The sequence below is a fragment of the Mesorhizobium sp. AA23 genome (assembly GCF_001672435.1).
Taxonomy (GTDB): domain Bacteria; phylum Pseudomonadota; class Alphaproteobacteria; order Rhizobiales; family Rhizobiaceae; genus Mesorhizobium.
Genome location: NZ_LYTP01000032.1, coordinates 181,808 through 203,396 on the forward strand (window position 1 = coordinate 181,808; position 21,589 = coordinate 203,396).

Below are 21,589 nucleotides of genomic sequence, written 5' to 3' on the forward strand. Positions count from 1 at the left end.
CCGGTAAGCTCTTGTTAGCCCTGGCGTTTAAGTCGAATTTTATGAGTATTCGATAGTGTCGCGATCAAGGTGAAGAACAAAAAATCACCGGGCGACAAACGAGAGGCAAAGACAATGATCAATTCGCGTCCGGCGGCGAAGACCGCCAACGTTTCCGACGATCGCCGCGAGGCGATCCGTTCGCTGTACATGGAATCGCTGCAGCTGGTGGAGCGTCTGCATCGCCGTCTGCTTGACGTGATCAAGGACGAGTTCGACCGCAACGGCCGCTCCGACATCAACGCCATCCAGGCGCTTTTGCTCTTCAACATCGGCAATTCGGAGCTGACCGCCGGCGAGCTGCGCTCGCGCGGTTATTATCTCGGCTCGAACGTCTCCTACAATCTGAAGAAGCTGGTCGACCTCGGCTTCATCAACCACCAGCGCTCGCGCATCGACCGCCGCTCGGTCCGCGTCTCGCTGACGCCGAAGGGCAACGAGGTGGCCGAGGTCGTCGCCGGCCTCTACGAGCGCCATGTCGGCTCGATCGAGGCCGTGGGCGGCATCAACACCGACGAGTTCAAGCAGATGAACCGCGCGCTCCAGCGTCTGGATCGCTTCTGGAACGACACGATCGCTTACCGGATGTAAGCGGATTCGAAATCTGAGACGATCGAAGTCGCGCCGAAGAAGCGCGGCCGGAGGAAGCAATCAGGGCCGGTGCCGACAGGTGCCGGTTCTTTTCTTTTGCGAAAGCGCGCTGCAGCAGGGCGCTTGACCGCCGAGCAGCGCGCGTGGAAGCTCTGCAGGCAAAAGAGGAGGGCCTCATGCGTCATATCCTGCTTGCGATTTGCGCTGTGATCCTTGTTTCACCGGCCGCTGCCCGGACTCTCGGTTATGGCTCCAAGGCCGGAATGGAGGTTACGGTCGTCAAGAAATCCGGCATCAACACCTCGCATGCCAGCATCCTGACCAAACATACGAGGCAGAACGCCATCGGATACTGCCGCGACTATGTCGGTAAGGTGACCGAGGATTGCATCGCTAAGGAAATGAAAACGCCCTTGCATCTGGAGATCACAGCGGACTGCAAGAGCGGAAAATTCACCACCTTTTACGGCGCCAACATGCTGTTCCAGGGGCGCAGCCCCGCCGGAAGCGAGACGGATTATCAGATCACCGACACCGACGAGAACGTGGTGCTCGATGGCTCGGGGGCCTCGGGCTACGACTACACGCTGGAGCAGTTCAAAGCCCTCTGCCCGAACCGGGTGAAATAGGGCAAACCGAGGATGACGGCGGGCATCCTGTGAACCCGCCGCTATCGGCGATGCCAAAATGCCTCGGTCCCATTTTTTGATCATCTTGCCGGATGCAAATCGCGGGCCAAGGTCACGTTGCCGCCATAATCGCAGTGAAAGCGAGAATGCGGGTGATGCTGCGGGCCGAGGCCCTGCGCTTCCTGGAGCAGGTGTCGTGGTCCTACGTTTTCACGCCCTGCTGACGCAAGTCATGGTTGGCTAATTGTTAAGATTGCCGACCCTAGAGTGCGGGCAACCCGCCAGTAGAGCGAACTGAGCGAGATTAGATATAGCTAAAATGTCTGGAACATCCATGAGAACCAGCCGCCGTTTCTTCCTGACCGGAGCCTCTGCGCTCGCCGCCGCCGTCGTCGCCGGCCATGCCAGCGCGCAGGATGTGATCGGCGACATTCTGAAATCCTCGACCCGCGGCAATTGGGACGACCAGTTCGACGCCCGTGCAAGCGAGACCGGCAAGGTTGCCTCGACGCTGCCGATCTTCAGCCTGCAGACCGTAGCCTTCACCGAGCAGGCGGTGGCGCAGTACCAGGGCATTGTCGGCCAGGGCGGCTGGGAACAGGTTCCGGCAACCAAGAAATTGCAGCTCGGCGTCGACGATCCGGATGTCGTGCCGCTGCGCAAGCGGCTGATGGTCTCGGGCGACCTGTCGCAGAGCGCCGGCATTTCGACGGCGTTCGATTCCTATGTCGACTCGGCGGTCAAGCGCTTCCAGCTCCGTCACGGCCTGCCGGCCGACGGCTCCATGGGCAAATACACTTATTCGGCGATGAACGTGCCGGCGCCGATCCGGCTTGGCCAGCTGCAGACCAATCTGCAGCGGCTGCGCGAAAAGGCGGGCACGCTTGGCGACCGCTATGTGCTGGTCGATATTCCGGCCGCGCAGGTGGAAGCCGTCGAGAACGACCGCGTCGTGCTGCGCCACACCGCGATCGTCGGCAAGATCGACCGCCAGACGCCGATCGTGAATTCCAAGATCAACGAGATCATCGTCAATCCTTACTGGAACGCGCCGGTTTCGATCGTGCGCAAGGACATCATTCCGCTGATGCGGAAGGACCCGAACTACCTCAAGGACAGCCACATCCGGCTGTTCGCGCCTGACGGCAGCGAGGTCGATCCGATGACCGTCGACTGGTCGACGGACGATGCCGCCAAGTACCGCTTCCGCCAGGATCCCGGCGCCGGCAACGCCATGGCCTCGGTCAAGATCAATTTCCCGAGCCCGGACGGCGTCTACATGCACGACACGCCGCAGCAGAGCCTGTTCGGCAAGCTGATGCGCTTCGACTCTTCCGGCTGCGTGCGCGTCCAGAATGTGCGCGACCTCGTCACCTGGATCCTGCGTGATACGCCCGGCTGGGATCGCCAGCATTTCGAGGCGGCGATCAAGACTGGCGAGAATACGCCGGTTCAGGTGGTCAACCCGGTGCCGGTCCACTTCCTGTACCTGTCGGCATGGTCGACCGGACCCGGCGTCGTGCAGTTCCGCGACGACATTTACGGCCTCGACGGCAACAGCGAGCTGCAGATTACTTCTGCTCTGTAACCGATTGATATAAATCAAGAAAAGGCCGCTCTTGGAGCGGCTTTTTTGTTTGCATGTCCCCAAACAGTGCGCAGCGGTTTTGGCAGAGCGACATGCGTCGAAAAGTGAGACTTAAAACGCGAGCAGCTGGAATAGCATCATGGACGTCGCCGTCTTCATTCTCGTCGTGCTTGCTTTCGTGGCGCTTTCCGGCGCTCTCGTGCGGCTGGTGCGGGTGCCGCTCCCCGTGCTGCAGATTGCGATCGGCGCCGCGCTTGCCTGGCCGGCCAAGGGACTGCATGTCGAGATCGATTCGGAACTCTTTCTGCTGGTGTTCATTCCGCCGCTTCTGTTCGGTGATGCCTTCGCGGCGCCGAAACGGGAGCTGATCGAGCTGCGCCGGCCGATCCTCGATCTCGCCGTCGGACTTGTCTTCTTCACCATCGTCGGCTTCGGGTATGCTCTGCACTGGCTGGTGCCAACCATCCCGCTGGCGGTTGCGTTCGCTTTAGCCGCCGTGCTGTCACCGACCGATGCCGTTGCCGTGTCCTCGATTGTCGACCGCAATGTCGTTCCGGCTCGGCTGATGCACATATTGGAAGGCGAATCCCTGCTCAATGATGCCTCCGGCCTGGTCATGTTCCGCTTTGCCGTTGCGGCGGCGCTGACCGGCAGTTTTTCGTTCGCCGCCGCCTCGTTGAGCTTTCTTTACGCCGTGGCGGCCGGCATCCTCGCGGGCATTGCGGCGTTGTTCGTCGCCGCCAAGGCGCTGCAGGTGCTTGGCCGCATCGGCGGCACGCCGGCGGGGGCGCAGGTGCTGGTGATGGTTCTGCTGCCCTTCGTCGCCTATCTCATTGCCGAGCATGTCGGCGCTTCCGGCATTCTGGCCGCGGTCACCGCCGGCCTGGTTACGGGCACCTCCGGCATTTTCCGCCATCTCTCGGTCTCGGCGCGGATTCAGGCGATGTCGCTATGGTCGATGCTGACCTTCGTCTTCAACGGCGCTCTCTTCATCCTGCTCGGCCTGCAGCTTCCTGACATCATCCGCAGGGTCCCGCCGGAGCTCACCAGCCGGCACTGGCTGTTCGAGCCGGTGCTGACCGTGCTCATTTTGACGCTCTGCGTGATCGGCCTGCGCTTCCTCTGGATCTGGATCGGCGACATGGCATCGATGATCGCCGCGCGGCTCGGCAAGCGCAAGGCAGAGCCCTTTGGTTTCCGCGTCAGGCTTGCCGGATCGGTGGCCGGTGTGCGCGGCGCGATCACGCTTGCCGGCATCCTGTCGCTGCCGCTCGCTCTGCAGGATGGCTCGCCCTTTCCAGCGCGAGACGTGGTGATCTTCCTCGCCGCCGGCGTCATCATCTGCTCGCTGGTCATCGCCAGCCTTGCTTTGCCGGGGATCGCCCGCGGGCTGGTCGAGCCAGGCGAGGATCCGGGTGCGGCCGAGGAGCGGCGGGCGCGTGCGGGCGCCGCCAAGGCCGCCATCGCCAAGATCGAGAGCCTCGCCAGCGAGGGCGGCGAAGGCGAGGCGGCCGAGGCCCGGCTCGCGGTCGCCGACAGCATCGTTGCCGGCTACCGGCGCCGCATCGCGGCTTCCGACGAGGCCGAAGAGGCGCGCGCCGAGGCGCGCGAATCCGGGCGGCTGGAGCTTGAGCTCAGGCACGCCGGCATAGAGGCGGAGCGCGCCGCCGTGCGCGCCATGTTCCGCACCCGCCAGATCAACGACCACACGATGCGGGCGCTGCTTTCCGAGATCACTTTGACAGAAGCGCTGCTCAAAAGCCGGCGCGACCGGAAATAGTGTTCAGCCGATTTGCTTGGCGCAATCCGGCCAGCAAATTTCGCGCCGCAAACGTGGCGGGCTCCAAACAACTGTGTTAATGGCGCGGCGACCTCGCAGACCTCCGGCCCCAAGGGAAAGCAAGCCATGTCAAATGCCGCGGCAGCCGCCAACAAATTCGAATCCTTCTTCGAGACCACGCTTGCCGACGCCGATCCGGAAATTTTCGGCGCCATCCGCAACGAGCTTGGCCGCCAGCGCCATGAGATCGAACTGATCGCCTCGGAAAACATCGTGTCCCGCGCCGTGCTCGAGGCGCAGGGGTCGATCATGACCAACAAATATGCCGAGGGTTATCCGGGCAAGCGCTATTACGGCGGCTGCCAGTTCGTCGACGTGGCCGAGGAACTGGCCATCGAACGCGCCAAGAAGCTTTTCGGCTGCAACTTCGCCAATGTCCAGCCGAACTCGGGCAGCCAGATGAACCAGGCCGTCTTCCTGGCGCTTCTGCAGCCCGGCGACACGTTCATGGGCCTCGATTTGAACTCCGGCGGCCATCTCACGCATGGCTCGCCGGTCAACATGAGCGGCAAATGGTTCAAGGTCGTTTCCTACGGGGTGCGCAAGGACGACCACCTGCTCGACATGGACGCGATCGAGAAGACCGCGCATGAGACGAAGCCGAAGCTGATCCTGGCCGGCGGCACGGCCTATTCGCGCATCTGGGACTGGAAGCGTTTCCGCGAGATTGCCGATTCGATCGGCGCCTATCTGATGGTCGACATGGCGCATATCGCCGGGCTAGTCGCCGGCGGTATGCACCCGTCGCCGCTGCCTTATGCGCATGTCGTGACCACGACGACGCACAAGTCGCTGCGCGGGCCCCGCGGCGGCATGATCCTGTGCAACGACGAGGAGATCGCCAAGAAGATGAACTCGGCGGTTTTCCCAGGCCTCCAGGGCGGCCCGCTGATGCATGTCGTCGCGGCCAAGGCGGTGGCGCTCGGCGAGGCGCTGAAGCCGAGCTTCAAAGCCTATGCCGAGAGCATCGTCGCCAACGCCAAGGCGCTGGCTTCGAGCCTGCAGGAAACCGGCCTCGACATCGTGTCGGGCGGCACCGACAACCATCTGATGCTGGTCGACCTGCGCCCGAAAAACGCCACCGGCAAGCGCGCCGAGGCGGCTCTCGGCCGCGCCAACATCACCTGCAACAAGAACGGCATCCCCTTCGACCCCGAAAAGCCGTTCGTCACCTCCGGCGTTCGCCTCGGCACACCGGCCGGCACCACGCGCGGCTTCGGCCAGGCCGAGTTCCGCGAGATCGGCAAGCTGATCGCCGAGGTGCTGGACGGGCTGAAGGCGGCGAATTCCGACGAGGGCAATGCGGCAGTCGAGGCTGCGGTCAAGGCCAAAGTCACGGCGTTGACGGATCGTTTCCCGCTCTATCCTTATCTCGGTTGACCGGAAGCCGCGCGTCATCTTTTATCCGCCGGCAGTGCGCCGTCCTGATTGGGCGGCGTCGCGAACTGGAGACTTGATGATGCGCATTTTCCATCTTGCCGCCTTGGCCCTGGTCGGCTCGCTGGCCGGTTTCGCCGTGTCCGGCGCGGCCGGGCAGGAGCAGGCGCAGCCAGAACCGGCCACAAACACCTTCGGCAGATGGACCACGATCATCGACACGCTCGACACCGGGCAGGATGCGCACAAGACCTGCGCGGCCTCCGCAGCTTTCGTCGACGGCATCGGCAATGCTGGCACGCTAACGCTGTCGATCTCGACCGGCGACGCGCTGCCGCCGGATGCCTATCCCGCCATCATGATCGCCGTCGACAACAAGGACCTGCCGACCGGCAAGGACATCGCGGCGACCTTCGGCGACCCCGGCATCAAGGTTTCCGCGAAAGTCTATTCGAATGCCGTCGGCGGTCGTCCCAGCTGGACGGTCGACAACCAGGCGAAGACAAGTCTCGCTCTGCTGCGCGCCATGCGCAAAGTCACCTCGCTCGATGTTGTTTTTGGCAAGCAGACCGTCGCCAGCATTCCGATGGACGGCTTCACCAAGGCCTACCGCAACCTCGGCACGTCCTGCGGATTCCCGACCAAGGACGTCGCGCCCTGAACCGACCGGGCACGACAGGGGCAGGGCGCTGGCAATCTTTCTCGCGCCTCGCTATCTCTGAGAAATGAAAGGCTCCAAGCCTTCCGTTCACCAGAGCGAGATGACGCTTCCTTGAATCGCCATCTCGCTCTAAGATTTTGTTTTGAAGCATGATCTTCTCCGAAGAGTCTGCAACTTTTCGGGATCATGCTCTGAATCGCAAACCCAAGGCTCTCCATGCGCTGCCCCTATTGCCAGTCCGAAGATACGCAGGTGAAGGATTCGCGTCCCGCCGAGGATGGCGCGGCGATCCGCAGGCGCCGCGTCTGTCCGGACTGCGGCGGCCGCTTCACCACCTTCGAGCGCGTGCAACTGCGCGATCTCGTCGTCATCAAGAAATCCGGCCGCAAGGTGCCGTTCGACCGCGACAAGCTGCTGCGCTCGGTCGAGATCGCGGTGCGCAAGCGCAATGTCGACCCCGAGCGGATCGATCGCGCCGTGACCGGCATCGTGCGCCAGCTCGAAAGCTCCGGCGAGACGGAAGTGGCCTCCGGCGAGGTCGGTCGGCTCGTCATGGAGGCGCTGAAATCGCTCGACGACGTCGCCTATGTCCGCTTCGCTTCGGTCTATCGCAATTTCCGTGAAGCCAAGGATTTCCACGAGTTGCTAGGCGAACTGAAGGGCGACGAAGAAAAGACCGAAGAGGACGCCGGCTGATCATGGCGAAAGCTCAATTGGGCGGGGCCGAGCAAGCAGCCCTTGATCGCCGTTTCATGGCGGCGGCCATCCGGCTGTCGCGCCGCAATGCCGGCCGCACCGCGACCAATCCTTCCGTCGGCACCATCATCGTGCGCGACGACGGCGCCGGCCCGATGATCGTCGGCACCGGCGTCACTGCTGTCGGCGGCCGGCCGCACGCCGAGACCGAGGCGCTGGCCGAGGCCGGCGAACTGGCCCGCGGCGCCACCGCCTATGTGACGCTTGAGCCCTGCGCCCATCACGGCCGCACGCCGCCTTGCGCCACCGCGCTGGTCAATGCCGGCATTGCGCGCGTCGTCGGCGCCGCGAGCGATCCCGATCCGCGCGTTTCCGGCAAGGGTTACGCCATGCTGCGCGCCGCCGGCATCGAGGTCGTGGAGAAGGTGCTCGCCACAGAGGCCGCCGAGCAGATGGCCGGCTATCTGATTCGATCTTTGAAGAAACGTCCCGAAGTGACGCTGAAGCTTGCGCTTTCGAGCGACGGCAAGATCGGCCGGAAAGGCGCCGGCCAGGTCGCCATCACGGGTGAGATCGCCAGGCGCGAAGTCTATCTTATGCGCGCGGAGGCCGACGCTATCCTCGTCGGCATCGGCACTGCGCTGGAGGACGACCCGGCGCTGACCGTGCGCCTGCCGGGGTTGGAGAACCGCTCCCCGGCTCGCATCATCCTCGATCGCCAGATCCGGCTGCCGGAGTCGTCGAAGCTCGTTTCCGGGGTGGATCGTGTCCCGCTCTATGTCGCGGCATGCGCCGAGGCCGACCCGCAGCGGCGGGCTGCGCTCGAACGCGCGGGCGTGCACTTCATCGGCACTGAAACTTACGAGAGCGAAGTAGCCCTGCCGGAACTGCTCGAGGATATTGCAGCCCTCGGCATGGCGAGCGTGGTGGTCGAAGGCGGCGCCAAGGTAGCCGAGGCCTTCCTGGCGGAAGACCTCGTTGACCGCATCGTCCTGTTCCAGGGACCGGAGGCGATCGGCGAGGATGGTATCGCCTCGCCGATCGACGCTGCGCATATCCCGCCGGGTTTCCGCAAATTGCGTGAGATGCGCTTCGGCGAGGACAGCTATGCCGAGTGGGTAAGACCATGATCCCAAAAAGTGGGAAATGGTTTTCGGATAAGAGCATGGTTAAACTGGAAGACACGATCTGATGTTTACGGGAATCGTTACGGATGTCGGCAGTATCGCTTCGGTGAAGCCGCTCAGCGAAGGCGTCGGCCTGCGCATCGACACGGCCTATGACCCGGAAACGATCGCGATCGGCGCTTCGATTTCCTGCGGCGGCGTCTGCCTGACCGTGACGGCGCTGCCCGAGAACGGCTCGAACGCGCGCTGGTTTGAGGTCGAGGCCTGGGAAGAGGCGCTCAGGCTGACGACTGCATCCGGTTGGAAATCGGGCACCAGGATCAATCTCGAACGGGCGTTGAAGATCGGCGACGAGCTCGGTGGCCATATCGTCTCCGGCCATGTCGACGGCACGGCGGAAATCGTGGAGCGCAAGGAAGAGGGCGATGCCGTGCGCTTCACGCTGGAGGCGCCGCGTCACCTGGCGAAGTTCATCGCGCCGAAAGGCTCCGTCGCGCTCGACGGCACCTCGCTTACCGTCAACAAGGTCGAAGCTACGCGCTTCGATGTGCTTCTGATCCAGCACTCGCTGAGCGTCACTACCTGGGGCGAGCGCCAGGCTGGCGATCGCGTCAACATCGAGATCGATACCATGGCCCGGTATGCCGCGCGCCTCGCCGAGGCGGCGAAACAGGGGCTTTGAGCGAAACCGACCGGTTCCGGGGAGGCGGCGCGGATCGCTGAGGCGTCGCGCCGGCGCCTCAGCTTCCCTTCTGCTCACGCGATCTGCGGCGCCCCGGCTGGCAACGTCTAAGTGATCAAAGAACAACGAGCCCGATCAGATCAAATTCATCGATGTGGTCAGGCTGGCGGTTACAGGCGGCCTCGAGCGGACGCGGGCACAATATGCCCGCCTGTTCGAAGGCGTCGGACTGAAGCTTGAGCGGGTGATCGGCCCTCGAGCATCGATCTCGAACATCGAGGCTTTGCCCGCTAGCTGAAGAAAGCCCCGGAAGATCGCGCGGCTTGGGATCCGGACCTTGTCGGGAGATGCTGTGTCGGGCGGCAATCTTGTGCTTGCGATCGATCCGGCTTCGGCCTAAGTCACCGGCAACCCCCCGGAGACGTTTATGGCAGGCATATCCCAACACGGCAAAGCGTTCATTCGTCCGCAGGCGAAGGCGCATCTGCTTATCGTCGAGGCGCGTTTCCACGACGACCTCGCCGACGCGCTGCTCGAAGGCGCGACCAGCGCGCTGGACGAGGCCGGCGCCACTTATGACGTCGTGACTGTTCCTGGCTCGCTCGAAATTCCGGCCGTCATCACCTTCGCGCTGGACGGTGCCGGCGAGGGCGGCGTACACTATGACGGCTTCGTCGCGCTCGGCACCATCATCCGTGGCGACACCTATCATTTCGACATCGTCGCCAATGAATCGAGCCGTGCGCTGATGGATCTTTCCGTGCAGGAAGCGGTCGCGATCGGCAACGGCATCCTGACCACCGAAAATGATGCGCAGGCCTGGACGCGGGCCAAGCGCACCGAAGGCGACAAGGGCGGCTTTGCCGCCCGCGCGGCGCTGACCATGATCGCGCTCAAAGAGAAATTCGGAGCCCAATCGTGAGCGATCCTGCCCAGACCGGTGCGGCGCGCCACGCCAACAAGCGCGGTGCCGCCCGTCTTGCCGCCGTCCAGGCGCTCTATCAGATGGACGTGGCCGGCAGCGGTGTTTTCGAGATCACCGCCGAATACGAGGCCTTCCGCCTCGGCAAGGAAGTCGACGGCGCGCTCTATCGCGAGGCCGACGCGCAATGGTTCCGCGCCATCCTGACCGGCGTCGTCGAGAACCAGAAGACCATCGATCCGATCATCCGCCAGGCGCTGACCGACGACTGGCCGCTGTCGCGGCTGGACTCGACGCTGCGCGCCATCCTGCGCGCCGGCGTCTATGAGCTGATGAAGCGCGAGGACGTGCCGGTGGCCGTGATCGTGTCGGAATATGTCGACATCGCCAAGGCCTTCTACGAGGAAGACGAGCCGAAGCTGGTCAATGCCCTGCTCGACCGTGTCTCGCGCCGGGTACGTGGCGAGGGTCGCGGCAAGGACGCATCGTGACCGCCACGGCAGTCGTCGCTGACGCCGGCAGGGAAGCGCGCCGCACGGCAGTGCTCCTCGCGGCCGCGCAGGCGATCGTCGGTTCCGCCGCGCCGATCGCCATTTCGATCGGCGCGCTTGCCGGCCAATACCTGCTCGGCCAAGACAAATCTCTGGCGACGGCGCCGGTCACCGGCTTCAACCTCGGCGTTGCGCTCGGCGCCCTGCCGGCGGCCGCCATCATCCGCCGGCTCGGCCATCGCGGCGGCTTCATGATCGGCACCATCGTCACTGCCCTCGGCGGGCTGATCGCGACGCTCGCGCTCTTTCAGGCGAGCTTCTGGCTGTTCGCCTTTGGCCTGGGCGTGATCGGTGTCGGCGGCGCCTTCGTGCAGCAGTTCCGCTTCGCCGCCGCCGACAACGCGCCGCCGCAATTCAAGGCGCGCGCCATCTCCTTCGTGCTGGCTGGCGGCATCGTCACCGCCATCCTCGGGCCTCAGATCGTCATCTACACCGGCGACCTTCTGGCGCCGGTGATGTTTGCCGGATCCTTCGCCTCCATCCTGGTGCTGGCCGCCATAGGCGCGATTATCCTTTCCTTCCTGCATACGTCCAGGCGGACGAGCAGCGCCGCCGAAGCCGCCGCAAGCGACGCACGTCCGCTGGTCGAGATCGCCACCCAACCCCGTTTCGTCGCGGCGCTGTTCTGCGCCGTAGGCAGCTATGCGCTGATGAGCTTCGTCATGACCGGCGCGCCGCTCGCCATCGTCGGCTGCGGTCTTTCGACCGACGATGCCACGCTTGGCATCTCCTGGCACGTTATGGCGATGTTCGGGCCGAGCTTCTTCACCGGTTCGCTGATCCACCGCTTCGGCGCCGAGCGCATCGTCGCCATTGGGTTGGTGCTGCTCATCGCCTGCGCAGTGGTGGCGCTCTCAGGCCTTGCGCTATGGCAGTTCTGGACCGCGCTGATCCTGCTCGGCCTCGGCTGGAATTTCGGTTTCATCGGCGCGACCGCCATGGTCGCCGCGAGCTACCATCCATCCGAAAAAGGCAAGGTGCAGGGCTTCCACGACTTCGTCCTGTTCGGCTCCGTCGCCTTCGCCTCGCTGATGTCGGGCGCGGTCTACAATGCCTGGGGCTGGACCATGCTGAACTGGATCGTGTTCCCGGTCGTTGTGCTCTGCTTCCTGGCGCTCGGCAACCTGAAGCTGCCGGGCTTGCGCCGCGCCGACTGACATTGCGCCGTTTGCCGGCGCGCAATCGATCTAAATGCACGGCGGCCCCTGCCGGTGAGTCGCGGCGTTCGTCTTTCCGGCGAAAGCCGGGCAAAAACCGAACAATATCTTGACGTTCCCAGCCCTGTTTCGCATACACCTTAGCCAAGGGGTGGATTCCGTGTGCGGCGTTCATCTCCGTCCCAACGGCCCAGGGAGGGGTTCTTCTGGGCCATCAATCGAGGAAAATTCGGCAATGACCATCATTACCGCCGTCATCGCCTGCGGCTTGCTGTCAGTCCTGTACGCCATCTGGGCGACACGATCGGTCCTGGCGTCCGATCAGGGCAACCAGCGCATGCAGGAAATCTCCGCCGCCATTCGCGAAGGTGCTCAAGCCTATCTGGCGCGCCAGTACACCACCATCGCCGTCGTCGGCATCGTCGTGCTTCTTCTCGCCTGGTGGCTGCTCTCCATCACGTCCGCGATCGGCTTCCTGATCGGCGCGGTGCTTTCGGGCGCTGCCGGCTTCATCGGCATGCATGTCTCGGTGCGCGCCAATGTCCGCACCGCGCAGGCTGCTTCCAACAGCCTCGCCGCCGGCCTCGACATCGCCTTCAAGTCGGGCGCCATCACCGGCCTGCTGGTGGCGGGCCTGGCGCTGCTCGGCGTCTCCATCTACTACCTCATCCTGACCGGCCCGATGGGCCTGCAGCCAAACGACCGCATCGTCATCGACGCGCTGGTCTCGCTCGGCTTCGGGGCCTCGCTGATCTCGATCTTCGCCCGTCTCGGCGGCGGCATCTTCACCAAGGGCGCCGACGTCGGCGGCGACCTCGTCGGCAAGGTGGAAGCTGGCATTCCGGAGGACGATCCGCGCAACCCGGCCACCATCGCCGACAATGTCGGCGACAATGTCGGCGACTGCGCCGGCATGGCCGCCGACCTGTTCGAGACCTATGCGGTGACGGTCGTCGCCACCATGGTTCTGGCCGCAATCTTCTTCGGCGGCACTGCAGTGCTGGGCGCCGCCATGCTCTATCCGCTCGCCATTTGCGGCGCCTGCATCCTGACCTCGATCGTCGGCACCTTCTTCGTCAAGCTCGGCTCCAACGGCTCGATCATGGGCGCCCTCTACAAGGGGCTGATCGTCACCGGCCTGCTGTCGATCGTCGGCCTGGCCGTCGCTACTTCGGCCACTCTCGGTTGGGGAGAGGTCGGCACCGTCGCCGGCATCGTCATCACCGGCAAGAACCTGTTCATCTGCGGCCTGATCGGTCTTCTGGTGACCGGCCTCATCGTGGTGATCACCGAATACTACACTGGCACCAACAAACGCCCGGTGAATTCGATCGCCCAGGCCTCGGTGACCGGCCACGGCACCAACGTCATCCAGGGCCTCGCGGTCTCCTTGGAATCGACGGCGCTGCCGGCCATCGTCATCGTCGGCGGCATCATCGCCACCTACCAGCTTGGCGGCCTCTTCGGAACGGCGATCGCCGTCACCACCATGCTCGGGCTCGCCGGCATGATCGTGGCGCTCGACGCCTTCGGCCCGGTCACCGACAATGCCGGCGGCATCGCCGAAATGTCGGGCCTGCCCAAGGAAGTGCGCCACTCCACCGACGCGCTCGACGCGGTCGGCAACACCACCAAGGCCGTGACCAAGGGTTATGCCATCGGCTCCGCCGGCCTCGGCGCGCTGGTGTTGTTCGCGGCCTATTCGAACGACCTCAGGTTCTTTGCCGCCAATGGCGACAAGTACCCGTACTTCCAGGGCATGGGCGAGATCTCCTTCGACCTCTCCAACCCGTATGTCGTTGCCGGCCTGATCTTCGGCGGCCTCATTCCGTATCTGTTCGGCGGCATCGCCATGACCGCTGTCGGCCGCGCGGCGGGTTCGATCGTCGAGGAAGTGCGCAAGCAGTTCCGCGAGGACAAGGGCATCATGGCCGGGACCTCGAAACCGAACTACGCGCGCGCCGTCGACCTGCTGACCCGGGCAGCGATCCGGGAAATGATCATACCGTCGCTGCTGCCGGTGCTGGCGCCGCTCGTCGTCTATTTCGGCGTGCTCCTGATCTCGGGCTCGAAGGCCTCGGCCTTCGCGGCCCTTGGCGCCTCGCTGCTCGGCGTCATCGTCAACGGCCTCTTCGTCGCCGTCTCGATGACCTCCGGCGGCGGCGCCTGGGACAACGCCAAGAAGTCGTTCGAGGACGGCTTTACCGACAAGAATGGCGTCAAGCACCTGAAGGGCTCCGAGGCGCATAAGGCCTCGGTCACCGGCGACACCGTCGGCGATCCCTACAAGGACACCGCCGGCCCGGCGGTCAATCCGGCGATCAAGATCACCAATATCGTGGCGCTGCTGCTCCTGGCCGTGCTCGCGCACGGCTGAGCCACATTCTTTCTGCACCAAGTGACCCGCGGGAGCGATCCCGCGGGTTTTGTTTACGGCCAAGCCGTTTCGGCGAAACAAAAAACCCGCCGAAGCGGATTCGGCGGGTCTTGGTCCGTGGACGTCGCTGACAGCGAACTCAGGGCGTGCCGCCGCCCGGGATCCCGGGCGCCAGCTTGCTGGCGCCGTTGATGATCTGGCTGAGGAAGTTCTGGTCCTTGCCGCCCGTCGGCGTCGTCCTCGAGATGAAGTCGAAGACCTTGCCGTCCTTCAGGCCGTAATTGGCGATCTGGGTGACGCGGCCGTCGGCGCCGAAATAGACCGCCAGCACGTGCTGGTCGACGATGCGCGGGTTGTCGAAGGCGACGTAGCGCTTGCGCGTCTGCGAGATATAATAGAACGCCTCGTTGTCGAAGGTCGCCGTCGTCGACGGCGTGCCCAGCGCAAGAAGAACCTGCTCGCGACTCGATCCGACCGGCACCGAGTCGATCGCCGCCTGGTCGATGACGTAGCCTTTCGTCAGCGTCTCGCTCGGACGTAGATCACCGAACATCTTGGACGAATTGCAGGCGGAAAGCGCGGATACCGCCACCAGCAGAGTGGCCACGCCCGCCCGCACAGGCATGAAAAACGACTTGAATTTCAGCGCACCCAACAACAATTCTCCATCACATCCCCGCAGCTTGCGCTGGGCCGCAAAACCGGTAAACCAGCTTGCATGCCGATGCAACAAGGCCACATCAAACAAAAGGTCCCCGGGAGACCACCCTCAATGTTCCAGCGCCTTTTTGGTCGCGAACGTCACGCCAACCGCGCCATCACCGAGGCGCTCTACGCACAAATCGTGGCGGCGGCGCGGCAAACGGTGTTATATTCCGACTGGAATGTGCCGGATACGCCGCTCGGCCGCTTCGAGATGCTGTCGCTCCATATGTACCTGATCCAGCACCGGCTGCGCGGCGAGGGCGGGGCTGCGGCCGAGATCGCTCAGGTGCTGATTGACGAGTTCTTCCTCGATGTCGACCATTCGCTGAGGGAACTCGGCATCAGCGATGTCGGCGTGCCGAAGCGCATGAAGAAGCTGGCAAAGATGTTCTATGGCCGCACTGCGGCCTACGACGAAGCCTTGCGGGACGACGACGGCGCGGCGCTTGCCGTGGCGCTCGCCCGCAATGTCAGGCCCGATGCCGGCGAATGGCCTGAGGCGTCGCTGCTGGCGAATTATGTTAGCGCGGCGACCGGGCAGCTTGCCGCTCAGCCGACCGAATCGATCATGGCCGGCGCCGTCGCGTTCCCGGCCGCCGGAGCCACCTGAAGGAGGCGAGAATGAAGCACGCCGAACCGCAGAGCCCCGTATCCTTTGTCGCCAATGTCGCCCGCCTGCCGCAAAAGGGTTTGCCGGTTGCAATCGAGGCCGACGAAAGGCAGCGCACTGCGCTTGCCGCCGAACATGACCTGCTTTCCGTCGAAAGCTACCGCGCCGAGCTCTTGGTGGCGTCCTGGAAACGCAACGGCGTCAAGGTCAGCGGCCGCGTCGAAGCCGACATCACCCAGGCCTGCATCGTCACACTCGATCCGGTTGCGGCTCACATCGACGAGCCCGTCGAGGCGCTGTTCTTGCCGGAGCAGTCGAAACTCGGACGCGAAGGCTTCGACGGCGGCGGCGAGATCGTTCTCGACGCCGACGGACCCGACAGCCCGGAAACTTTTTCCGGCGACACTATCGATGTCGGGGCGCTCGCCGAGCAATTTTTCGGCCTGGCGATCGACCCTTATCCGCGCAAGCCCGGCGCCACGCTCGAGGGCGCGGGTGACGATCAGCCCGAGGAAAGCGAATTCCAGAAAAAGCTGCGCTCGCTGCTCGGAAAATCCTGAAGGCGGCCTGGATTTTGGAAAAGTAGGTTGTGCGGCAGCCCAAAACCGCTATTTTCGCCGAACCTTCGCGAGCCCCCTTACCTCGGCAGGCGCCCGCCGCTAGCCAGGCAAACCGTGAGAAAAACACCGCGTGATCAGGATTTCCATCGATGCCATGGGCGGGGATCACGGACCAGGCGTCGTCATCCCCGCGCTGATGACGGTCGCCATCCGCCGCCCTGACATCCGTTTCGTCATCTATGGCCGCGAGGACGCTGTGCGTCCCGAACTGGCCAAGTTTCCCAAGCTCGCCGAGGTGAGCGAGTTCGTCCATTGCGAGATCGCTGTCAGGATGGACGACAAACCGAGCCAGGCGCTGCGCCACGGCCGCTGGAAATCGTCGATGTGGAAAGCGGTTGAGGCGGTGAAGAACGGCGCCGCGCAGGCCTGCATCTCGGCCGGCAACACCGGCGCGTTGATGGCGATGTCGAAATTCTGCCTGCGCACCATGGCCACCATCGACCGCCCGGCGATCGCGGCGCTTTGGCCGACGACGCGCGGCGAGAGCGTGGTGCTCGATGTCGGCGCCACCATCGGTGCGGATGCGCATCAGCTCGTCGATTTCGCCATCTTGGGCACCGGAATGGCGCGCTCGGTGTTCGGTATCGAGCGGCCGAGCGTCGGCCTGCTCAATGTCGGCGTCGAGGAGATCAAGGGCCAGGAGGAAGTCAAGGAGGCCGGGCGCATGCTGCGCGAGGCCAACATGGCCTCGATGAACTATCGCGGCTTCGTCGAGGGCGACGACATCGGCAAGGGCACGGTCGACGTGGTCGTCACCGAGGGCTTTGCCGGCAACATCGCACTTAAGACCGCCGAGGGCACGGCAAGGCAGATCGCGGGCTATTTGCGGGCCGCCATGAGCCGCACGCTGATGGCCAGGATCGGCTACGTGTTTGCCAAAGGTGCCTTCGACCGGCTGCGCGAAAAGATGGATGTCGGCCGCTCCAATGGCGGCGTCTTTCTGGGCCTGAACGGCATTGTGGTGAAGAGCCATGGCGGTGCCGATTCGGATGGCTTTGCCGCGGCGATCGAGCTCGGCTACGACATGGTGCGCAACAATCTGCTTGACCGGATCGAGGCCGATCTCGATCTGTTCCATGCGCGCAATCCGACTGCCCAGGCAAACAGGAAATCCGGCGTCGCCGTCGAGGCCGAGGAATAGGAACGAACCTTGATCAGATCAGTTGTGCGCGGCAACGGTGCCGCGCTGCCCCGCCGCATCATGAAGAATGCCGATTTCGAAGGCATGGTCGAGACCTCCGGCGAGTGGATCGTCCAGCGCACCGGCATTCGCCAGCGCCACGTCGCGGCCGATGACGAGACGACGGCCTCGCTGGGCGAGGCGGCGGCGCGCGCCGCGCTCGACAGCGCCGGCCTGACGCCAGCGGATATCGACCTGATCGTGCTGGCGACCTCGACGCCTAATAACACGTTCCCGGCGACGGCTGTCGAAATCCAGAACCGCCTCGGCATGCATCACGGCTTTGCCTTCGACATGCAGGCCGTGTGTTCCGGCTTCGTCTATGCGGTCGCCACCGCCGATCTCTATATCCGCGGCGGGCTGGCAAAACGCGTCCTGGTGATCGGCTCCGAAACCTTCTCGCGCATCCTAGACTGGAGCGACCGCTCGACCTGCGTGCTGTTTGGCGATGGCGCCGGCGCCGTGGTGCTCGAAGCGGCGAAAGGGGCTGGCAACATCGCCGATCGCGGCGTGCTGGCCGCCAGCCTGCGCTCGGATGGCGTCCACAAGGAAAAACTCTTCGTCGACGGCGGCCCGTCCACCACGGGAACGGTCGGCCATCTCAGGATGGAAGGCCGCGAGGTGTTCAAGCACGCGGTCGGCATGATCACCGACGTGATCGAGGCCACTTTCGCCGAGGCCGGCATCACGGCGGAAGACCTCGACTGGTTCGTGCCGCATCAGGCCAATAAACGGATCATTGACGCTTCCGCCAAGAAGCTCGGGATAGCCGAAGAGAAAGTCGTGGTCACCGTCGATTTGCACGGTAATACCTCGGCTGCCTCCGTGCCGCTCGCTTTGTCGGTGGCCGTCGCCGACGGCCGCATCAAGAAGGGCGACCTTGTTCTGCTTGAGGCGATGGGCGGGGGTTTTACCTGGGGCGCGGTGTTGCTGCGCTGGTAAGTGCCGAGCGCGTGGGTTCGGTCCTTGACCTTGCCGGATCAATTACTTACGCTCTGCCGCTGCCTGTATCGATTTATGTTTTTGAGCTGATGGGACGGTCGCATGGGGGGAAAGACACTGACGCGTGCCGACCTAGCCGAAGCCGTTTACCGCAAGGTTGGTTTGTCGCGAACTGAATCGGCCGAGCTGGTCGAGGCCGTCCTGGATGAGATTTGCGAAGCCATCGTTCGCGGCGAGACGGTGAAGCTGTCTTCCTTCGCGACTTTCCATGTCCGCTCCAAGAATGAGCGCATCGGCCGCAATCCCAAAACCGGCGAAGAAGTGCCGATCCTGCCGCGCCGCGTGATGACCTTCAAATCCTCGAACGTGCTGAAGAACCGCATCTTGCGTTCGCACCAGAACAGCAAGGCCAAGGGCGTCAAGTAACCCTCGAATGCCGGTTGAAAACCGCGGCCCCTTTGACGCCGGGCTTGAATATCGCTTCATAAACCGCTGAAATAAGGTGCGATTCGGATCAACTCCGGATTGCGGTCCAGCGTGAGGATTCGCCCATGGACAAGAGCCCCGATGCTTTCCGTACCATCAGCGAGGTTGCGGAAGATCTCGACCTGCCGCAGCACGTGCTGCGTTTCTGGGAAACCCGTTTCAACCAGATCAAGCCGATGAAGCGTGGTGGCGGCCGCCGTTACTACCGGCCGCAGGATGTCGAACTGATCAAGGGCATCCGGCACATGCTTTATGATCAGGGCTATACGATCAAAGGCGTGCAGAAGCTGTTGCGCGAGAACGGCAACCATTTCCTGGTCGCGATCGGCAATGGCGACATGGCAGCCGTCGAGGCGATCGCGCAGCGCCGCCAGGCCGAGCAGGTGCCGCTGACCGCGGCTGCCCAGCCGCGCGGCGACGAGGATGCGCTGGTCGGTCAGCCCAAGGTGAAGCCCAGCCGCCGTTTCTTCGGCCTTGGCAAGGGAGACGACGAAGGTCCCGTGCAGCCGGACTCCTCGAAATTGTCGCGCGACAACCGGGCCTTGCTGCAGGAGGCGCTCTTCGACCTCCTGGAGTGCAAGCGCCTGCTCGACCAGGTCCGTTGAGCTTCGGGTGCCGCTCCGGCGGCTTGGACGGCCGACGTCTCTGACAGCCGGAACTGCTGTGGCATCCATGCGTTAGCCCTTCTCTGCAAGAGAAGGACATCAGGCATGGCGTGGTTTTCGACCCTTTCCGATCTTGATCTGGACAGGCAGGTCGCGGCGCTCTCGCGTCAACTTGACGATGTCAGGAAAGCCTTGGCCAAACGCGGCGACGCCTATTACGAGGACGGCCGCGAGGCGGCGTCCGATTATTATTCGCAGCTCGCCGACCGCTTTCACGAGGCGCTGCCGGCAATCAGGCGCCGGGGCAGGGCGCTCGAGCACACCGCGCGCGAGCATCCGGCCACCGTGGCCGCCGTCGGACTGGTCGTGGTCGGCCTGCTTGCCGGCCTTCTGATCAGCCGGCGCTGACTCCGGGCTGCGAAACAGAAATGGCGACCGTTCGCGCCGGCCGCCATTCCGTCAGCACGAGAGCCCAACCGGATGAAATCGGGATGGAGTGGGCTCCGGCTTCGATCAGTTCGCGAGCTTGATCCGGCTCTTAGGATCGACCTTCATGACCTGGCTGCATTTGCCGTAGACGGTGCCGTTCTTATCGGTGGCGTCGGTGTAGGTGCCCTTACAGTCGAGCTGCAGCACCAGACAGGAGCCGGAGCCTTTGCAGACCGCGCCGCCGTCGCCGGTCGGATGCGTGCCGGCAAAGGCCGGCGCGGAAACCGAGCCGAAAGCCGAGACGACGAAGGCGGCGGCGAGCGAGATACGCTTGAAGTTGGTCATTTGAGCATTTCCTTCCATTGGTTGCTGGGAGCGCTTTCTGGCGTCCCGGTCGGGTTGAGGAACGCCTTCGTGGCGTCCATGACCGCTTGGTGCGGCCTCCAATGGAAAGGTTCATGGCCCGCGCGATTTTTGTCGCCTGGCGAGCATTGCTGTGAAGGTGTCAGGGTTCAGGGATTACCGTAGGTGCCGGATCTGCCAGCAGCGCTAAGCGCTCGTTGGGCAGTGGCGACTTGATGCGGCAAGAGGTCGGGACCGCTTGACAAGCGATCGAACCCGGCTGCGCTCATCAGGGGACAGCGGGTGCTCAAAGGAGAGGCTTGTCCCACGAAGCGAAAAATTCCGATGGGAAGACTTGCGCGACCATACAATGAAGGCCTGTCTTCCCATCGGCATGTGGGAAGGATCAGGCCTTCTTCTCAACCACCTTCTTATGGTGGTGATGATGGTGGTGGTGGTGATGGTGGTGCCGGCGATGATGCTTGTGGTGGTGGTGCTTTACCACCGGGGCCGCATCGGCGCTGGTCGTGCCGAGGATCGGCATGGTGAATGCCAGGGCCAGAGCCAGCCCGAGCGCGGAGAGGAGGGACTTCTTCATGATTTCGTTTCCTTTTACGCGGGCGTTCCGGAGTTCACCGGACCAAATCGGTGACCCAAGCCCCGCGATCGGCACTATCCTCCTGGATTTTTTCGACACTTTTTCCGGACTGTAGATTTTTGTTTCTGGATTGTTTCTGGCGAACCACCATCGCGCCGCGCGCCCTTGCGGGCGCGCATGGACGGCTCGACATCATGCTTTTCGAGCCTGATGCGTCAGCTGCGCGCCTCACATCGGCGGCGCCACGCCATGATTGCCGACCACCACCCGGCGCGAAACGAGCTTGCCGCCGCTGCCGCGCTCGGCGCTCACGAACACGGTCATGCCTGGCTTGAGATCCGCAGGCGCAGCGGGCGCGAATTTCACGATCGGCGTCGATTGCGGGATGGCGATCTCTTTCTTCTGGCCATTGCTGTAGGTCAGCGTCACGGTCCTGCCGTTGACCTCGGTCACGTCGGCGACAGTGCCGTTGGTCATTCGGCTGTTGGGCTGCAAATCCCAATCGCGGTCGCCTTCTCCGGTTCCCTTTAACGCCGCCGGGAAGATCACGACTTCCAGCGCGCCGCTGCCGCCGTCGGCCTTGGACACCGATGCGATGCCGAGGAAATCGCCCTGTTTGATATCGGCGGCCGACGCCTTGGCGACACCGGAGATCATCCAGTCGGGGGAAAGGGTGATCGTATCGGTCTTGCCGTCGCGGGCTTTCACCTTCAGCGTCGTACCGGCGAGGTCGACCACCGTGCCGCGCAAGCGCACGGTGTCCGCCTGAGCGGCGCCCGCAAAGCCTGAGATCATGCCGAGTACGATAGCGAATAGCTTCAGTTTCATGGAATCC

24 protein-coding genes are annotated in these 21,589 nt (G+C 63.8%); 20 read left to right on the forward strand and 4 right to left on the reverse strand.

What is annotated here, in order from left to right; all coding sequences use genetic code 11:
* Positions 1 to 114: 114 nt before the first annotated feature.
* The 13 genes from A9K66_RS27580 to A9K66_RS27640 all read left to right on the forward strand — a co-directional run bounded on the left by A9K66_RS27580 (position 115) and on the right by A9K66_RS27640 (position 14,237).
* The gene (locus A9K66_RS27580) at positions 115 to 630 is read left to right on the forward strand and encodes a winged helix DNA-binding protein (RefSeq protein WP_067001002.1); all 516 of its coding nucleotides are present in this window, start codon (positions 115 to 117) and stop codon (positions 628 to 630) included.
* Positions 631 to 806: 176 nt separating this feature from the next.
* Entirely contained in the window at positions 807 to 1,259 is a 453-nt protein-coding gene (locus A9K66_RS27585; RefSeq protein WP_067330209.1) for a hypothetical protein, read from the forward strand.
* Between the two features lie 334 nt (positions 1,260 to 1,593).
* The gene (locus A9K66_RS27590; protein ID WP_067000724.1) at positions 1,594 to 2,847 is read left to right on the forward strand and encodes a L,D-transpeptidase family protein; all 1,254 of its coding nucleotides are present in this window, start codon (positions 1,594 to 1,596) and stop codon (positions 2,845 to 2,847) included.
* Between the two features lie 139 nt (positions 2,848 to 2,986).
* Positions 2,987 to 4,627, forward strand: coding sequence for a Na+/H+ antiporter (locus A9K66_RS27595; RefSeq protein ID WP_067330038.1), 1,641 nt, complete (start codon positions 2,987 to 2,989; stop codon positions 4,625 to 4,627).
* 126 nt (positions 4,628 to 4,753) lie between these two features.
* A complete protein-coding gene (gene glyA, locus A9K66_RS27600) occupies positions 4,754 to 6,067 on the forward strand; it encodes a serine hydroxymethyltransferase (RefSeq protein WP_067330041.1) in 1,314 nt (437 codons plus the stop codon).
* Between the two features lie 79 nt (positions 6,068 to 6,146).
* The gene (locus tag A9K66_RS27605; protein WP_067330212.1) at positions 6,147 to 6,725 is read left to right on the forward strand and encodes a hypothetical protein; all 579 of its coding nucleotides are present in this window, start codon (positions 6,147 to 6,149) and stop codon (positions 6,723 to 6,725) included.
* Positions 6,726 to 6,941: 216 nt separating this feature from the next.
* Complete coding sequence (gene nrdR / locus A9K66_RS27610; RefSeq protein ID WP_059184872.1) at positions 6,942 to 7,421, forward strand: transcriptional regulator NrdR; 480 nt, start codon at positions 6,942 to 6,944, stop codon at positions 7,419 to 7,421.
* A gap of 2 nt (positions 7,422 to 7,423) precedes the next feature.
* Positions 7,424 to 8,551: a bifunctional diaminohydroxyphosphoribosylaminopyrimidine deaminase/5-amino-6-(5-phosphoribosylamino)uracil reductase RibD gene (gene ribD, locus A9K66_RS27615; RefSeq protein WP_067330044.1), complete on the forward strand. Its 1,128-nt coding sequence runs from the start codon at positions 7,424 to 7,426 to the stop codon at positions 8,549 to 8,551.
* Positions 8,552 to 8,612: 61 nt separating this feature from the next.
* Entirely contained in the window at positions 8,613 to 9,230 is a 618-nt protein-coding gene (locus A9K66_RS27620) for a riboflavin synthase (protein ID WP_067330046.1), read from the forward strand.
* Between the two features lie 427 nt (positions 9,231 to 9,657).
* A complete protein-coding gene (gene ribH / locus A9K66_RS27625) occupies positions 9,658 to 10,152 on the forward strand; it encodes a 6,7-dimethyl-8-ribityllumazine synthase (protein ID WP_067000738.1) in 495 nt (164 codons plus the stop codon).
* Positions 10,149 to 10,643: a transcription antitermination factor NusB gene (gene nusB, locus A9K66_RS27630; RefSeq protein WP_067000741.1), complete on the forward strand. Its 495-nt coding sequence runs from the start codon at positions 10,149 to 10,151 to the stop codon at positions 10,641 to 10,643. Before ribH ends, nusB begins: the two co-directional genes overlap by 4 nt.
* Positions 10,640 to 11,860 (forward strand): MFS transporter, encoded by a 1,221-nt coding sequence (locus tag A9K66_RS27635; RefSeq protein ID WP_067330049.1) that lies wholly within the window; start codon positions 10,640 to 10,642, stop codon positions 11,858 to 11,860. The genes nusB and A9K66_RS27635 overlap by 4 nt, the downstream gene beginning before the upstream one ends.
* A gap of 235 nt (positions 11,861 to 12,095) precedes the next feature.
* On the forward strand, positions 12,096 to 14,237 hold the full coding sequence (locus A9K66_RS27640) for a sodium-translocating pyrophosphatase (protein WP_067330052.1): 2,142 nt from the start codon (positions 12,096 to 12,098) through the stop codon (positions 14,235 to 14,237).
* Positions 14,238 to 14,376: 139 nt separating this feature from the next.
* On the opposite strand, the gene A9K66_RS27645 is transcribed toward A9K66_RS27640, so the two are convergent.
* Positions 14,377 to 14,892 carry an outer membrane protein assembly factor BamE gene (locus A9K66_RS27645; protein WP_067000750.1) on the reverse strand — a complete coding sequence of 172 codons (516 nt, stop codon included), beginning with the start codon at positions 14,890 to 14,892 and terminating at the stop codon, positions 14,377 to 14,379.
* A 117-nt stretch (positions 14,893 to 15,009) separates the two neighbouring features.
* On the opposite strand from A9K66_RS27645, the gene A9K66_RS27650 reads away from it, so the two are divergent.
* The 7 genes from A9K66_RS27650 (at position 15,010) to A9K66_RS27680 (ending at position 19,793) form a co-directional block, all read left to right on the forward strand.
* Entirely contained in the window at positions 15,010 to 15,552 is a 543-nt protein-coding gene (locus A9K66_RS27650) for a ubiquinol-cytochrome C chaperone family protein (RefSeq protein ID WP_067330055.1), read from the forward strand.
* 11 nt (positions 15,553 to 15,563) lie between these two features.
* Positions 15,564 to 16,112: a DUF177 domain-containing protein gene (locus A9K66_RS27655; RefSeq protein ID WP_067330058.1), complete on the forward strand. Its 549-nt coding sequence runs from the start codon at positions 15,564 to 15,566 to the stop codon at positions 16,110 to 16,112.
* Between the two features lie 130 nt (positions 16,113 to 16,242).
* On the forward strand, positions 16,243 to 17,313 hold the full coding sequence (gene plsX, locus A9K66_RS27660; protein WP_067000757.1) for a phosphate acyltransferase PlsX: 1,071 nt from the start codon (positions 16,243 to 16,245) through the stop codon (positions 17,311 to 17,313).
* Positions 17,314 to 17,322: 9 nt separating this feature from the next.
* The gene (locus A9K66_RS27665) at positions 17,323 to 18,294 is read left to right on the forward strand and encodes a beta-ketoacyl-ACP synthase III (protein ID WP_067330061.1); all 972 of its coding nucleotides are present in this window, start codon (positions 17,323 to 17,325) and stop codon (positions 18,292 to 18,294) included.
* Positions 18,295 to 18,396: 102 nt separating this feature from the next.
* Positions 18,397 to 18,720: an integration host factor subunit alpha gene (locus A9K66_RS27670; RefSeq protein WP_067000778.1), complete on the forward strand. Its 324-nt coding sequence runs from the start codon at positions 18,397 to 18,399 to the stop codon at positions 18,718 to 18,720.
* Between the two features lie 125 nt (positions 18,721 to 18,845).
* Entirely contained in the window at positions 18,846 to 19,385 is a 540-nt protein-coding gene (locus A9K66_RS27675; protein ID WP_067000781.1) for a MerR family transcriptional regulator, read from the forward strand.
* 105 nt (positions 19,386 to 19,490) lie between these two features.
* Positions 19,491 to 19,793 (forward strand): DUF883 family protein, encoded by a 303-nt coding sequence (locus A9K66_RS27680; RefSeq protein WP_067330064.1) that lies wholly within the window; start codon positions 19,491 to 19,493, stop codon positions 19,791 to 19,793.
* 105 nt (positions 19,794 to 19,898) lie between these two features.
* Here the strand turns inward: A9K66_RS27680 and A9K66_RS27685 are convergent, their stop codons facing one another.
* The 3 genes from A9K66_RS27685 to A9K66_RS27695 form a co-directional block, all read right to left on the reverse strand.
* Positions 19,899 to 20,159 carry a hypothetical protein gene (locus tag A9K66_RS27685; RefSeq protein WP_067000787.1) on the reverse strand — a complete coding sequence of 87 codons (261 nt, stop codon included), beginning with the start codon at positions 20,157 to 20,159 and terminating at the stop codon, positions 19,899 to 19,901.
* Positions 20,160 to 20,562: 403 nt separating this feature from the next.
* The gene (locus A9K66_RS29935; RefSeq protein ID WP_082954114.1) at positions 20,563 to 20,754 is read right to left on the reverse strand and encodes a hypothetical protein; all 192 of its coding nucleotides are present in this window, start codon (positions 20,752 to 20,754) and stop codon (positions 20,563 to 20,565) included.
* 228 nt (positions 20,755 to 20,982) lie between these two features.
* The gene (locus A9K66_RS27695) at positions 20,983 to 21,582 is read right to left on the reverse strand and encodes a hypothetical protein (RefSeq protein WP_067330070.1); all 600 of its coding nucleotides are present in this window, start codon (positions 21,580 to 21,582) and stop codon (positions 20,983 to 20,985) included.
* Positions 21,583 to 21,589: the final 7 nt, after the last annotated feature.

Coding starts and splice junctions, on each gene's coding strand:
- A9K66_RS27580 (WP_067001002.1), top strand. CDS start 115: ATGATCAATTCGCGTCCGGCGGCGAAGACCGCCAACGTTTCCGACGAT.
- A9K66_RS27585 (WP_067330209.1), top strand. CDS start 807: ATGCGTCATATCCTGCTTGCGATTTGCGCTGTGATCCTTGTTTCACCG.
- A9K66_RS27590 (WP_067000724.1), top strand. CDS start 1,594: ATGAGAACCAGCCGCCGTTTCTTCCTGACCGGAGCCTCTGCGCTCGCC.
- A9K66_RS27595 (WP_067330038.1), top strand. CDS start 2,987: ATGGACGTCGCCGTCTTCATTCTCGTCGTGCTTGCTTTCGTGGCGCTT.
- glyA (WP_067330041.1), top strand. CDS start 4,754: ATGTCAAATGCCGCGGCAGCCGCCAACAAATTCGAATCCTTCTTCGAG.
- A9K66_RS27605 (WP_067330212.1), top strand. CDS start 6,147: ATGCGCATTTTCCATCTTGCCGCCTTGGCCCTGGTCGGCTCGCTGGCC.
- nrdR (WP_059184872.1), top strand. CDS start 6,942: ATGCGCTGCCCCTATTGCCAGTCCGAAGATACGCAGGTGAAGGATTCG.
- ribD (WP_067330044.1), top strand. CDS start 7,424: ATGGCGAAAGCTCAATTGGGCGGGGCCGAGCAAGCAGCCCTTGATCGC.
- A9K66_RS27620 (WP_067330046.1), top strand. CDS start 8,613: ATGTTTACGGGAATCGTTACGGATGTCGGCAGTATCGCTTCGGTGAAG.
- ribH (WP_067000738.1), top strand. CDS start 9,658: ATGGCAGGCATATCCCAACACGGCAAAGCGTTCATTCGTCCGCAGGCG.
- A9K66_RS27640 (WP_067330052.1), top strand. CDS start 12,096: ATGACCATCATTACCGCCGTCATCGCCTGCGGCTTGCTGTCAGTCCTG.
- A9K66_RS27650 (WP_067330055.1), top strand. CDS start 15,010: ATGTTCCAGCGCCTTTTTGGTCGCGAACGTCACGCCAACCGCGCCATC.
- A9K66_RS27655 (WP_067330058.1), top strand. CDS start 15,564: ATGAAGCACGCCGAACCGCAGAGCCCCGTATCCTTTGTCGCCAATGTC.
- A9K66_RS27670 (WP_067000778.1), top strand. CDS start 18,397: ATGGGGGGAAAGACACTGACGCGTGCCGACCTAGCCGAAGCCGTTTAC.
- A9K66_RS27675 (WP_067000781.1), top strand. CDS start 18,846: ATGGACAAGAGCCCCGATGCTTTCCGTACCATCAGCGAGGTTGCGGAA.
- A9K66_RS27680 (WP_067330064.1), top strand. CDS start 19,491: ATGGCGTGGTTTTCGACCCTTTCCGATCTTGATCTGGACAGGCAGGTC.
- A9K66_RS27685 (WP_067000787.1), bottom strand. CDS start 20,159: ATGACCAACTTCAAGCGTATCTCGCTCGCCGCCGCCTTCGTCGTCTCG.
- A9K66_RS29935 (WP_082954114.1), bottom strand. CDS start 20,754: ATGAAGAAGTCCCTCCTCTCCGCGCTCGGGCTGGCTCTGGCCCTGGCA.
- A9K66_RS27695 (WP_067330070.1), bottom strand. CDS start 21,582: ATGAAACTGAAGCTATTCGCTATCGTACTCGGCATGATCTCAGGCTTT.